Source organism: Ignavigranum ruoffiae (genome assembly GCF_900110675.1).
GTDB classification, from domain to species: Bacteria; Bacillota; Bacilli; order Lactobacillales; family Aerococcaceae; genus Ignavigranum; species Ignavigranum ruoffiae.
This window is the reverse complement of record NZ_FOEN01000010.1, coordinates 41,930-55,456: the sequence shown is the minus strand read 5'-3', so window position 1 is coordinate 55,456 and position 13,527 is coordinate 41,930. Positions and strand designations below refer to the sequence as shown.

Sequence of the window (13,527 nt, the reverse complement as noted above, 5' to 3'; positions counted from 1 at the left end):
TTCAATATTTTCGGGAATCATCAGTAAGCTCCTTGATTTTTATAACAAGCTTTCTAATTGAATCTCTGGATATTTATCTTTAAACCAATGCTCAGCGAAAGTATTCTCAAATAAGAAGACTGGCTGGTCGAATCGATCTTTGACTAATAAGTTCCGACTTGAAGACATCTTAGGATCTAAGTCAGCTGGATCAATCCAACGGGCAATCCGATGACCCATCGGAATCATATCCACTTCAGAATGGTATTCATGAAGCAAACGATGTTGAAATACTTCGAATTGCAGTTGACCGACCGCACCCACAATAAATTCATTGGTATGATAAGTCTTATAGAGCTGAATCGCTCCCTCCTGCACTAATTGCTCAATTCCTTTATAGAAAGACTTCTGTTTAAGGACATTTTTAGGACTGACCCGCATAAAGAGTTCCGGTGTAAATTGTGGCAAATCAGCAAATTTAATTGCTTGCTTACCTTCATAAATACTGTCACCAATCTGCAATTGACCCGTATCGTACAGCCCAATGATATCGCCCGCAAAGGCTTCAGCAACTTCCTCGCGAGTATCGGCCATAAATTGAGTGGTGTGAGCTAGACGGAGCGTTTTGCCAGTTCTTTCTAAAGTCACATTCATGCCTTTCTCAAATTTACCTGAAGCCAACCGAATAAAAGCAATCCGATCTCGGTGAGCAGGATTCATATTGGCCTGAATCTTAAAGATGAAACCTGACAATTCAGGATCGTCGGGTTGGATAATCTGATCATCCGCTAATCGGGTTGGACCCGGAGCTGGAGCAAGATCAATAAAGGCATCAAAGAAAGTTTGGACACCAAATCCTGTTAGAGCAGAACCAAAGAAGACTGGAGTTAGTTTTCCTTGATTGATTAGCTCGCGGTCAAAAGGGTTCCCGGCCTCATGAAGAAGCTGAGCATCTTCTAAGGCTTGGCTATAAATCGTTGATTGGGTAAACTGATGATCGCCACTCACTTGACCTGACTCGTCCAAGTCGATGTAAACATCAGCTTCATCGGTCTCTGAATTTCTCAATTCAACCCGTTGATTATATAGATCATATAAGCCTAGTAAATTTTTGCCCATACCCATCGGCCAGTTCATCAGATAGGCATCGATTCCTAAAACTTCTTCAAGTTCTGAAACTAAATCCAAGGGTTCACGACCGTCTCGGTCTAATTTATTCATAAAGGTAAAGATAGGAATCCCCCGGTGACTGACAACTTCGAAGAGACGTTTGGTCTGTGGTTCAATCCCTTTCCCAGTATCAACCACCATGACGGCAGCATCGACGGCCATCAAAGTACGGTAAGTATCTTCCGAGAAATCCTCATGCCCCGGTGTATCCAAAATATTCACCTGGCAACCATCATAATCAACCTGCATGACTGAACTGGTGACCGAAATCCCCCGTTGCTTTTCAATATCCATCCAGTCAGACTTCGCAAATTTATTAGACTTCTTCCCCTTAGCTTTGACCGTCCCTTTCTCGCGAATCGCCCCACTAAATAAGAGCAATTGTTCAGTAATGGTCGTCTTCCCAGCATCCGGGTGGGAAATAATCGCAAAGGTCCGTCGTTTATTGACTTCTGTTTTAATATCGTTCGCCATATAAGCCTCCTTGATTCTGAATAAAAAAACAACCTAACGCCTCAGCGATAGATTGTTGCCGCTTTAACCTTCTTGTGAATTTTTTATTTTTGAAAAGTCGATAAATTTATTCGGATCAGTCTCCTCTTCGACCCTTTCGTTAGTAATGACTTCATTAATGAGCTGTTCTAACTTTAATTTCTCTTCGTCAGACATCGGTTGATTACGGATCGGTTCATCGATTTGATCATCATAATCCATCGTCTCATCATCCTCATAGGCTGAAACTTGAATTAAAAGACGCTCAATATATTTTTGTGGATAAATCCGATCAAAATCAGTTGAATCTAACATATCTTGGTAAGAATCCAGAATCTTTTGAAATTCTTTCTTCATGTTCTGTAAATTCTCTTTAAGATCATGGCCAGATTCAGCCAGTTCCCTACTATGGAAAGCAAAATCTTCTTTATACTGGTTAACTTGTTCTTGGGTTTGCTGCATTAACTTATCAGCTGTCATTGAAGAATCATCAATAATCTTCTTACCAGTCACGCGCGCATCCAGAATCCCTTGTTGCAAAGCGTCCTCCATCTGCCGATAGTTCTCAACCTCTTCAGTTAACTCCTGCTGGCTGGATTGCAATTGTTCCAATTGTCGTTGTAAATCTTGAATTTGTTTTTCTTGCTTATTTATCACTTCATTGACTTGTTGTCGATTAAAGCCCAAAAAACTTAAGGAAAAATGTTCCATACTCCCACCTTCTTCTATTACTCTTACACTACTGATTCAAATTGTATGAAACTCAAAGAGCGCCTTAATCTTCCATCGGGCTCCGTAAATATTCAAATAATAATTGATAGGTCGCATCCACTGATTTGGCATGGGTCCGCTCGTAAGCATGACTTGCTTCAATCCCCGCGCCGAGCAGCCCATGTCTTAAATCGTGCCCGGCCCGCATGGCAGCCGAAGCATCACTCGTATAATATGGATAGATATCCACCTGATAAGGAATTTGATACTCTTGGCATAAGCTAACTAAATGTTGACGTAAGCCTACATGATATGGCCCTGAACCATCTTTGGCACAAATGGACACGGTGTATTCATCCGAAGCTTGATCATCACCTAGGGCTCCCATATCCACCGCCAAGTATTCAACTACTTCACTCGGAATATTAGAGTTGCCACCGTAGCCAATCTCTTCATTATTAGAAATATAAAAATGAGTGCTATGTGCCAAATTGAGTCGTCCCGCTTGCACATCCTCAATCAATTCGAGTAACAAGGCGACACTGACCTTGTCATCCAAATGACGTGACTTAATAAAGCCTGACTCGGTGATGACCACTCTTGGATCAAAAGAAATAAAGTCCCCAACTTCAATGCCTAACTGACGAACGTCTTCAGCTTGTTGTACTTGCTCGTCGAGGCGGATTTCAATATTATCCTGATTTCGTTCCGCGGTCTTAGCATCCTTATAAACATGAACACTGGTTTGATGCATCAGAATCGTGCCTGAGTAACTTTGTCCTGTATTTAAGGAATGAATCAGGCAATTCTCGCCTTCAATCGCATTAAAGATAAAACCACCAATTAAATCGATTTTTAAACGGCCATTATCTTTTATTTTGCGAACCATAGCGCCTAAGGTATCTATGTGAGCAGTTAGATAGCGATGAGATAGAGCATCTTTGCCGGGTAGACTGACCAACAAGCCCCCTTTTGCAGATTTTTGATAAGGAACTGCAAGGTCTTGTAATTTACTTTCAATACGGTCTAAGATGTCTTGAGTAAAGCCAGTAGGTGAAGGAATCGCTGTTAAGCACGCAATCCGTTCCAACCGTTCTTTACTTTTATCACTGATACCTTTCATTCTGTCGACTCCCTTTATCCATGATTAAATCTTCTTTGCTTGTCCAATTTAGTTAACATGTACTATAATCATACCTATATTTAACTCATCTTTCAATCTATTTTTAGAAAGGATTTTATCATGAATGTAAGCGTTTCTTTCGGTGATCAGTCGCCCATTTATCAAGATGCTCGCTCCATTCGTCAGACCGTCTTTGTCAAGGAACAAGGGATTGACCCCGACATTGAATGGGATCAACTCGATGGTGAATCTTATCATTTTGTAGCCTATCTGGATCAAACTCCTGTCGCAACTTGTCGCCTTCATCTCGACGCAAATTCTTCCCGTGCCCACCTACAACGCTTCGCTGTCAAGCTCGAAGCTCGTCAACAATCGGTCGGCAGGGCTTTATTAACCCAGATGGAAGCCTGGGCCAAGGACCAGGGTATTGATTATATTTATCTTTCTGCCCAGCAGAGCGCCTTGCCCTTTTACCTAAAATCTAATTATCGGCAAAGTAAAGAACCCACCTTTATCGAGGCAGGTATCCTACATCAAAATCTCTATAAAAGCTTGACCTAAAGTTTATAGAAGATATGCTAAAAATAACCCAGCAATCGTAAAGTAAATAAAGACCGATGTCAAGTCACTGAGTGTAGAAATAAAGGGCCCACTCGCGACAGCAGGATCAAAGCCTAATTTATCCATTAAATAAGGAATAAATAATCCGGCTAGATTGGCAACGACAATGGCCATAAACATCGCTGCCGCAATAATCAATCCAAAGAAAGGATTGCCTTTCCAAATAAAGACAATTAAGAAGACACAGAGGGCAACGACCAGACCAGTAATGGCGCCAGTTAGGAGTTCAAAACTAAAGGTCTTGCCCACCTGTTTGTCATGGTCCTTGCTATTCAACTGACGTACAGTTACAGCTAAGGATTGCGTTCCCGCATTCCCAGCCGTCCCAGTAATTAGCGTAATAAATGCTGATAATATCGAAACTTCTTCGACCAGACCACTGTAACGACTGATCACCGTTGAGGTACCCATCCCCAAGAATAACAAAGTAATTAACCAGGGCAGACGGCTCTTCGCTGCCGACCACGGGGAAATATGCTTCTCTGAAACGTCTACAGCGGCCAATCCAGAATAATCGCTCTCGGCTTCTTCCTGCATGACATCCAAAACATCGTCCACGGTGACAATGCCAAGCAGTTCTTGATCGAAACCAACTACCGGTAAGGCCAATAGGTCATAGTCTTTGACCATCTTGGCAACTTCGAGTTGATCGTCATTCACTTGGACCGAGATCACGCGATTATTCATTACATCTGCCACTAATTTGTCCTCGTCATTTATGATTAAATCCCGCAAAGAAATCACACCAGTCAGTCGGTGATGCTGATCAATCACGTATACATAGTAGATCGTCTCTGCTTCAATGGCCTGTTGACGTAATTGATAATAGGCTTCCGCTAAAGTCAACCCTTCTTCAATCGCGATATACTCCGTCGTCATGATCGCCCCAGCCGTATCTTCCAAATAATTAATCAGCTGACTAATCTCACGTGCGGATTCGGCTGGCATCAAATGCATGTAAATATTCACACGGTCACGGTCTTTCAATTCGTTCAAGACATCAACCGCATTATCAGCATACATTTCGGCCAGAACATTGGCGGCATATGGATACAGCATCTCTTCAAAATAGCCATCAATCTTCTCATCCTGAGCTTCTAAAGCATCGAAAATATTAGCCAGTTCAGAAGGAGACAGATATTGGTAAACTTTCTCCCGATCCTCACTCTTTAATTGATTAAAAATCTGTGCTTGGTCATAGTTATGAAGGGCCAGAAATTCAGTTCTAAAGCGTGTCATTCGGTTATTGGCCAATAAGCCTTGTAAGATTCTCACCTGTTCTTCAATGCTTCGTTCAAAAACTTCCACCTAAACCCTCCTTATTTTCTTTCTCTGAACCCATTCTAACATATCTGCTGGCAAATCTTGCTTGAGAACCATAGCTTGGCCACTGAAAGGTTGGACAAATTCTAATTGACCACAATGCAAAGCTTGACGATTCAAGGGCGATTCCAATCGTCCCCCATATAAATCATCACCAATTAGCGGACCACCCTGCCAACTCAGATGAACCCTAATTTGATGGGTTCTGCCTGTATGCAAGCGTAATTTAAGCAAGCTTGAATCGTTTAAAGTCTCTTGAAGCCAGTATTCCGTCAGTGAGGCTTGCCCTTGAGGATCCACTCGTCGAGTAATAATGGATTGAGGATCGCGGGCAATCGGTCCATCGATATAACCATGGTCAGGCCAATCTTGCCGTTGACTAATGGCATAATAATATTTCTTTAATTGCTGATGGCGAATCTGTTGATCCATCCAAGCATGAGCAAGCCGATGTTTCGCAATCAACATCAAGCCCGAAGTATCGCGGTCCAACCGGGTCACAATATGAATCACTTGATCCTGGTATTGGTGGTCTTGGTAATATCCCTTAATCCGATTAGCCATTGCTGAATCTGGATCTCGTCGGGAAGGAATTGAGACAATACCTACAGGTTTATTAACCACCAATAAGTCACGATCTTCATAAACCACTTCGATTGGAGCTGAAGAAGCCGGCACCGTCTCATGGCCCTGTTCAATGGGAGCATAGAGCTGAATGAGGTCTCCCACATGAAGTTCTTCTCTTACCGTTACACTGCGATCATTGACTTTGATATCGCCACCTTGATACTTTAAGCGACTAATGAAACGGCGGGGAATCGCCTGCAATCTTAAATATTGAAGGACCGTCATCGGTTCCTCTTGATCAAAGCGCCATTCGAACTTCATCGATTCAACTCCCGCGAATCACTTGGATGATTACCAATGAAGGAAGAAGCCACCCGGTCCCAAAAATGAGTGTGTTTCAAACTGGCAAAACGGATTCGTTGGGGCGCAATTTGGGTGCGAATAGACTCAATATTCTCCAGTGACAAGCTCTGATTATCCAAACTCAAGATAAAATTACCACTCTGTGAATCAGGTTTCAAAGTAATACTCTCTTCCTGAGGGACAATGACCGGTGAAGATAGTGTTCGATAAATTAAATTATTGATTGAAGCAATTTCAGTCATCTGCATGGCATCTAGCTTGGGATGAATGACTGCCCCCCCTAAAGATTTATTCAATCCGGTTGAACCCGTAGGCGTTGAGATACAGATGCCATCGCCTCGAAAAGTTTCAAAACAAAAGTCATCCAAGTAAACATCGCAGACCACCGTTCCGGCAGTTGATCTTAGGACAAATTCGTTCAAAGCCAGGCGGCGGATACTTCGTTTGTCGGTAGTTTTGATATCTACTGTCAATAAAGGGTATGAAACCGATTCGCGGTTGCCAGAAACTAAGCCTCTGATTAATTGATCAATTCCATTAGCCAACCAATCCGCATAAAAACCTAAATGCCCCGTATGAATTCCTATAAATTGACTATATTCAAGATACTGAGGGAAGCGGTGAAAAGCAGAAAGTAAAGTGCCATCACCGCCAATGGTGATAATATAATCCGCTTGCTCCTTCTCTTCTACTAAGCGAATCGGTTGGTCCTTAATCTTCTGGATAAATTCCTTCTTCAAAGCCTGTGATAATTGTTTGTCATTCGCATATAATAATACAGTTAACATAATCGACTCCTAATCATTACGTTTCTCAAAATAATGGGTGGCTTCACGAATTTCTTCGCGAATCTCAGACATCTCTTCATCTAAGCGAAAGGCAGCTTCCGAAGCACGTTCCAAACGCATTAATATATGGTCGGGATACTTGCCGCGATATTTATAATTTAAAGAATGCTCAATGGTTGCCCAGAAATTCATCGCTAACGTGCGAATTTGGATTTCCACAATCACATGTTGGACTCCATGAGCTCTTTGAACCGGGTAATCGATTACCATATGATAAGAACGGTAACCAGATTCCTTAGGACTTTGGATATAATCACGAATCAAGATGACCTTGAAGTCTTTGCGATCCTTTAATAATTCAGCGACTTCATAAATATCTTCGACAAATTGACACATAATCCGTATTCCAGCGATGTCTTGAACGCCAATCAGGAAGTCTTGGGGATCAATTTTACGCATCTCCATCTTTTCCAAAATACTTTCTTTGGATTTGACGCGTCCAGTTACAAATTCAATCGGTGTATGCTTGCCCGCCAATTGAAACTCATTTCGAATCGTCTTAAGTTTTAACTTTAATTCGGCCACTGCCTGATGATAAGGAGCCAAGAAAGCATCCCAATCTTTAATTTGTTGGTCCATCGTCTCACGCATTGAACCACTCTCCTTCTAATTCGACTAGTAGGATTGATTTTCCTTTGTTATTCTAACATACTTTCGCTATTATTGAATCAGCAAGTCTGATTAAGGAGGACCCTATGACTAAAAATATCGAGCAAGAATATAAAACAATGTTGCGGAAAGATGAATTTGAACGCTTAATCGATCAGTTAGGATTTAAACCCCGTTCCGCCCTGATTCAATCCAACTATTATTATGATACACCCGACCATCAATTAGCCAAAATTAATGCGGCCTTGCGGCTACGTGTCTTTAAAGATCGGTCTGAATGGACGATCAAACAACTCATTTCAGAGTTTCGTTCCATTGAAATCACTCAAGAGCAAGGACCAGTTGATAGCATCAGTTCTGCTATTAATCCCACTTGGTTCACAGATGCAGACTTGATCAAATTCATCCATAATCACCAGATTCCAATCGAACAATTGCAATTACACTATCAGATGTCGACCCATCGTTATCTTTATCCTGTGCCGGGAGCAACTTTCTGTCTAGATCACAGCTTCTTCCCTCAAACTGAAGACTATGAGTTAGAATGCGAACTAGAAGACTTGGATCAAGCAAACGTGTGGTTTGACTTTCTCGACCAATATCAGCTAGAATACAAGCCGGCTGCCAAAAAATTATCGCGAGCGGCTCATTATCAAGACCTAGACCGGAACAAATAATTTAGGCAGATTATTGGTAATTATCAACTGACCGTGCTAGGATAAGTTTTAGAAAGAGCCGAAACTTTCATTTAGGAAGGAGGCATTGAATGGTCCCTAACTATCAAGTCGAATATCAACTGAATGGGGTGCCTTCCTCGTTCGAGTTCTATCTCTTTGTGAATCCCCTAGGCATGCGATGTTATCATTCAGAACAAGAATTGATACGCTCAATTAATATGATTAATTCCAAAGTAGATGTTAATATTCTAACTTACCATAACCACCAAGCTATTTATCACTTTTTAGAACAAATAAATATTAACCATGCCAATCTGGCCCAGCGCAATCTATACTATAATATTGTCTACAAGGCGGCCGTAGCCTACAAAGCGGCTTCCCTACAAGGTAAGAAATTAGGCCGTCAATTCCTAATTCGCTTGCAGGAATTGTTCAACCATAATATGGAGGATTTCTCTGAAGAAATGTTTAGTGACATTGCCAAAGAAATCGGCTTAGATTTGCAAATCTTTCTAGAAGATTTGAATTCTGATTTCGTTCGCCAACTATTCTTAAAGGATCAAAAGATTGCCCGCGAAATGCAAGTCCAACAGACTCCTGCCCTTGTCATTTTTCAAAATCAATCGGAACATGACGGTATTTTAATTCGGGAAGATATCACCCGCGAAGTGATTCTGGAAGAATTAGATAATATCGTGCAGAGATACTACCTCTCCCGTAAAGAAAAACCAAGAGCAAAGGCCAAATTATCCATTATTCATAAGAGCGAGGATACTCGTGACACTTCCCAAGAAACATTCTATTAGCTAAGCAGAAAGAGACACCCAAAAGGTAGCTTGTGAGCTATCTTTTGGATGTCCCTTTTTGTTCCTTGACAATTAATGTTCATCAGAATCAATTATTTATTTGGGCGGAATGACATTGGCTTCCCCTTTGATTACTGGATCGCCATCTTGATTGGTGACGGTCGTATCTAGCGTTAACCAACCTTTATCATTGATTGAAGTCACTTTCACGGTTGCGGTTAAGGTATCGTTAATCGCTACTGGCTTAACGAATTTCAAATTTTGCCCTAAATAGATGGTACCAGGTCCGGGGAAATGCATACCCAATACCGCAGAGATTAATGAAGCTCCCAACATCCCATGGGCAATCCGCTTCTTAAACATTCCTTGAGAAGCAGCAACTTCGTTGACGTGGGCTGGGTTTAAGTCCCCTGATACGCCTGCGAATAGTACCACATCTGCTTCGGTGATGGTCTTGGTAAAAGACCCTGATTGTCCAATTTCATATGTTGCCATATCTATCACTCCTATATTTTATTTTTTTACCTGTGGAGGTTATTATGAAACTACATCCTTTAAATTTTGTGGATTTACCTAATCAAGAAAGAATAGCCTATCGTAAAGCCGGTCATAAAGGACCCTCAATGCTACTCATTCATGGGAATATGAGTTCTTCGGTCCATTTCCATTCAACCATGGAAGCTCTCAAGGAAGATTATCAAGTATACGCTGTCGATTTACGCGGTTTCGGCAAAAGTAGTTATCGCCGCCCGACGCGTTCACTTAAGGATCTCAGTGATGACCTGGTTCAATGGATGGATCAACTTGACATCCAAACTGCCACGGTGCTGGGTTGGTCAATGGGCGGAGGGGTGGCCATGGAACTCGCTGCTTCGATCCCTCACCGAATTGATCAACTCTTCCTCGTTGCCTCCGTCGGTATCCAAGGTTTCAAAACTTGCTCGAACAAATTATTATCCTCGGTTAAGATTCCTGCCCGATCAGCCCTCAGCTTTAACCAAAGACGATTTCAGAAATGGAATCCACTATTACAAAAGATGGAGTCAGCGATTAAACACCATGATCAAAAATTATTAACTAAATTGCTTGAGACGCTTTACCATACTTATCAACTAAGTTCCAGTGAAATGCAACTCTATCTGGAGGCGATTTATGAACAGAGAAATTACTCTGATATCTATTATGACCTACTAGAATTTAATATGACTGACCAATCGAATGGCTATCATCCTGGTAGTAATCGTTATCAATTAATTCAGGCTCCGACGGTTATCCTTCACGGCCGTTATGATAAGATTGTTGATTTAGCGGATGGTCAACAGACCAAAGCATATTTAGGCGACAAGGCCAAATTATTTCTTCTCGAAACCGGTCATGCCATTATCGCGGATGATTTTATCTCTTTTCTGACTATTTTGAGAAATGAACACCCTATTCCGCAAAAATAGATAAGAAAAAGGAATTTGACCAAGCTCAAATTCCTTTTTCTGTTTACGAATCTTATTCGTCGCGTTCCTTGTAGAATTCCATGACTTTAGGAATCATTTCTTTACGTGAACGTCTTGAAACAAATAGACCAATATGACCAGATTCGTAGCGAACAGTTTCAGTGTCTTTTGAGCTCACGGCTTTGTTTAATGGTTCAGAAGCCTTTTGTGGGACTTGATCGTCACGGGTAGCAATCACATTCAACAATGGTTGTTCGATATTCTTCAAATCAACCACCTGATCACCAATCTTCAACTCGCCTTTAATCAGTTTGTTGTCATGGTATAAATCATTGGTGAATTGTTTAATGGTTGCCCCAGCTTGATCTGGTGAGTCAAAGATCCAAGTTTCAAGCGCTAAGAAGTTAGTCATTGCCTTAGGATCATCAAGACGGTCAATAATATCTAAATATTTATTAGTGGTTAATTTTACTGGTGATAGCAATAAGAAACCATTATTCATCACATCACCTGGAATATTACCGTAAGCTTCAACCATAGAATCCGCATCCATCTCTTTACCCCAATGGAATAACAAGCGATCTGATGGAGAGAAGTCAATTGGCGCAACGACCGTTACTAAGTTCTTAACATATTGTGGATTTAAGGCCGTAAAAATGGTAGCAAAAGTAGCTCCTTGACAAATTCCGAAGAAGTTCAACTTGTCTGCTTGCGCATGTTCAAGGACCGCTTCGACACAGTTGCGCATATAGCCTTGGATATAATCTTCCATGGTGTTATACATGTCGTCTTTGGTAGGATAACCCCAATCGATCACATATAAATCCGCACCGGCATTTAATAAGTCTTCGATGAAGCTGTTTCCTTCTTGTAAATCAAGCATGTAATATTTATTAACTAAGGCATAAGAGATTAAGGTTGGTGTTTTTAAGTGGTTTTTAACTTTTGGAATAAAGTGATACAGGGTGAGTTTGTCTTCTGTGTAGATAACTTCTTTCTCAGAAACCCCACCTTTAGGCATTTCTAGATTTGACAAAGTATGGATACCTTGAATGAGTTTTTCTTGGGCAGATAATTGATCCTGGAAATTTTGCTTAGAAATTCTAAATAAATCTTCAACCATGTTAATATACTCCTTTCAAAACTTAGCCTACGAATGAATCCGTTTTAAGGTCGACTTATTCTTCTGTCTTGCGAGCACGAGGGGTGCTGGTCCGACGGCGAGTTGTGGTCGTTTTAGCAGTTTCTTTAGTGTCTTCAGCGCCTTTTTCTTCTTTTAAAGCTTTGAGTTCACGTTTCAAGTTGTTTACATCACGTTTTAAATCATGAACTTTCTTATAAAGGCTACGAGCATCACTTTCGACCACGATTGGGGTATTACGTAAAGCAATTTCCATCACTTTGTTACGAGCAATAATGAATTGTGCATTAGATTGACCAAATTCAGACAACATTACAGCGAATTCATCCGAGAAGAAGTAATCTTTCAAGGTCTTTTCAATTTCACCGGTCCAGTAATCATAGAATTCTTTATAAGTCTTAGGTTGTTCGTCTTTCTTAATTAATTCTTCGTATTCTTGAATTAACTCTTTCACTCGATTTTGTGAAACTTGTGAAAGTTTTTGTTGGAATTCTACACCCGTTAAGATTAATTGCATCGTTTGATCGATAAAGGCATTTTGAGATTCAATCTTTTCAGTATTGTTCCCCATACCAGGCATCTTGAATAACGGAGCGATTGTTTTTTGGTAGTTAGCTTTCCATAGAGCGAAGAAGTCTGCTAATTTATCGGTGTCACCGTTAGCCCCTTCAACATATAAACGAGAAAGTTCGGCAAAAGAACCAGCCCATGGACCTAAGATGTTAGTGAATGAACCTTGCATGGTTTCAGCCAAGTTCTTAGGTGCTTGAAGCAAGTCACGCACTTGAGCTGGAATGAATGGTTCAACAAAGTCACCATAGAATTTCTCACTATCGGCTACCCATTTCTCCATTAATTTCTTACCATCTTCTTCAAATGGTTTGCCATAAGTATCTTTTAAGCTATCGAAATAGCGATAGAAGGATACAAAGTTACGATTCGCATCCATGGCTTTAGCAATGGTCTTGAATGAATCAGAATCCATCATCTTGATTAATTGCGTTGGATCATACATTGAACGGAAGTTTTCCATGTAGGTGTTTAAGTCAGGAAATTGACTAATATACGCGCCTACAGGGCTGTCTTGATAAGCTTTTTGCATGCCTTCGAACATCTCTTTTTGAGATTCCATGAAGCTATTCATCGGATTGTTAGGCATTGCAAATGGTGTAAACATTGCAAAAGGATTAGAAGCGGTACTTGACGAAGGGTTGAAGGCTTGTGCCCAATCATTGAACATTTTTTGTTGGGCTTCCATCATTTTTTGGAATCCTGCATTTTGTTCATTACCCATAGATGGCAACATGGATTGCCATTGTTCGGCTAATTTCTTTTGTGCATCAAACCATTGATTCATAAACTCTTGATTATTCATAGTATCCTCCTTAATTTTATGAAAACGTCTACATCACCTGTTAAATAAAAAATATTATGGCAAAATGATGTGAGAGCCCAAAGCCTATGTGAAAATCTCCTTCACACCTTTTATTGTATATGTTTATAAGGGAATATGCTACATCATTTCTTGAAATTAGCTATTAGTATTTCAAATCAAATTCTTATTTTTCATAAGTTAAACTAATATAAGCAAAAAAACCTCATCGGAGAAGATGAAGTTTCGCTGAAAATACTCGAAAAGTATTCTCAGA

Annotated in this window: 14 protein-coding genes; 4 read left to right on the top strand and 10 right to left on the bottom strand. The window is 40.7% G+C overall.

Features of this window, described 5'->3' with window-relative positions; all coding sequences use genetic code 11:
• Positions 1 to 39 precede the first annotated feature (39 nt).
• The 3 genes from BMX34_RS08020 to BMX34_RS08010 form a co-directional block, all read right to left on the bottom strand.
• Positions 40 to 1,623: a peptide chain release factor 3 gene (locus BMX34_RS08020; protein ID WP_092572516.1), complete on the bottom strand. Its 1,584-nt coding sequence runs from the start codon at positions 1,621 to 1,623 to the stop codon at positions 40 to 42.
• 63 nt (positions 1,624 to 1,686) lie between these two features.
• Positions 1,687 to 2,352: a DivIVA domain-containing protein gene (locus BMX34_RS08015; RefSeq protein WP_092572515.1), complete on the bottom strand. Its 666-nt coding sequence runs from the start codon at positions 2,350 to 2,352 to the stop codon at positions 1,687 to 1,689.
• 64 nt (positions 2,353 to 2,416) lie between these two features.
• Positions 2,417 to 3,475, bottom strand: a complete 1,059-nt coding sequence (locus BMX34_RS08010) for a M42 family metallopeptidase (RefSeq protein ID WP_092572514.1) — start codon at positions 3,473 to 3,475, stop codon at positions 2,417 to 2,419.
• Positions 3,476 to 3,595: 120 nt separating this feature from the next.
• On the opposite strand from BMX34_RS08010, the gene BMX34_RS08005 reads away from it, so the two are divergent.
• Positions 3,596 to 4,036: a GNAT family N-acetyltransferase gene (locus BMX34_RS08005; RefSeq protein ID WP_092572513.1), complete on the top strand. Its 441-nt coding sequence runs from the start codon at positions 3,596 to 3,598 to the stop codon at positions 4,034 to 4,036.
• Positions 4,037 to 4,039: 3 nt separating this feature from the next.
• On the opposite strand, the gene mgtE is transcribed toward BMX34_RS08005, so the two are convergent.
• Genes mgtE through BMX34_RS07985 form a run of 4 tightly spaced genes read right to left on the bottom strand, consistent with a single transcriptional unit; the run spans position 4,040 to position 7,788 of the window.
• Positions 4,040 to 5,404, bottom strand: a complete 1,365-nt coding sequence (mgtE, locus tag BMX34_RS08000; protein ID WP_092572512.1) for a magnesium transporter — start codon at positions 5,402 to 5,404, stop codon at positions 4,040 to 4,042.
• A complete protein-coding gene (locus tag BMX34_RS07995) occupies positions 5,405 to 6,307 on the bottom strand; it encodes an RluA family pseudouridine synthase (protein WP_092572511.1) in 903 nt (300 codons plus the stop codon). It abuts the gene before it with no gap.
• Positions 6,304 to 7,137: an NAD kinase gene (locus tag BMX34_RS07990; RefSeq protein ID WP_092572510.1), complete on the bottom strand. Its 834-nt coding sequence runs from the start codon at positions 7,135 to 7,137 to the stop codon at positions 6,304 to 6,306. Before BMX34_RS07990 ends, BMX34_RS07995 begins: the two co-directional genes overlap by 4 nt.
• A 9-nt stretch (positions 7,138 to 7,146) precedes the next feature.
• Positions 7,147 to 7,788: a GTP diphosphokinase gene (locus BMX34_RS07985; protein ID WP_092572509.1), complete on the bottom strand. Its 642-nt coding sequence runs from the start codon at positions 7,786 to 7,788 to the stop codon at positions 7,147 to 7,149.
• 104 nt (positions 7,789 to 7,892) lie between these two features.
• Between BMX34_RS07985 and BMX34_RS07980 the strand changes: the two genes are divergently transcribed.
• Entirely contained in the window at positions 7,893 to 8,483 is a 591-nt protein-coding gene (locus BMX34_RS07980) for a CYTH domain-containing protein (RefSeq protein ID WP_092572508.1), read from the top strand.
• An 89-nt stretch (positions 8,484 to 8,572) separates the two neighbouring features.
• Positions 8,573 to 9,289, top strand: a complete 717-nt coding sequence (locus tag BMX34_RS07975) for a DsbA family protein (protein ID WP_092572507.1) — start codon at positions 8,573 to 8,575, stop codon at positions 9,287 to 9,289.
• Positions 9,290 to 9,385: 96 nt separating this feature from the next.
• Here the strand turns inward: BMX34_RS07975 and BMX34_RS07970 are convergent, their stop codons facing one another.
• Positions 9,386 to 9,784, bottom strand: a complete 399-nt coding sequence (locus tag BMX34_RS07970; protein WP_092572506.1) for a MaoC family dehydratase — start codon at positions 9,782 to 9,784, stop codon at positions 9,386 to 9,388.
• 44 nt (positions 9,785 to 9,828) lie between these two features.
• On the opposite strand from BMX34_RS07970, the gene BMX34_RS07965 reads away from it, so the two are divergent.
• Positions 9,829 to 10,737, top strand: a complete 909-nt coding sequence (locus BMX34_RS07965) for an alpha/beta fold hydrolase (protein WP_159428900.1) — start codon at positions 9,829 to 9,831, stop codon at positions 10,735 to 10,737.
• A 52-nt stretch (positions 10,738 to 10,789) separates the two neighbouring features.
• On the opposite strand, the gene phaC is transcribed toward BMX34_RS07965, so the two are convergent.
• Together phaC and BMX34_RS07955 are read right to left on the bottom strand one after the other, a co-directional pair.
• On the bottom strand, positions 10,790 to 11,860 hold the full coding sequence (gene phaC, locus BMX34_RS07960) for a class III poly(R)-hydroxyalkanoic acid synthase subunit PhaC (RefSeq protein WP_092572504.1): 1,071 nt from the start codon (positions 11,858 to 11,860) through the stop codon (positions 10,790 to 10,792).
• Between the two features lie 55 nt (positions 11,861 to 11,915).
• On the bottom strand, positions 11,916 to 13,253 hold the full coding sequence (locus BMX34_RS07955; protein ID WP_092572503.1) for a poly(R)-hydroxyalkanoic acid synthase subunit PhaE: 1,338 nt from the start codon (positions 13,251 to 13,253) through the stop codon (positions 11,916 to 11,918).
• Positions 13,254 to 13,527 lie beyond the last annotated feature (274 nt).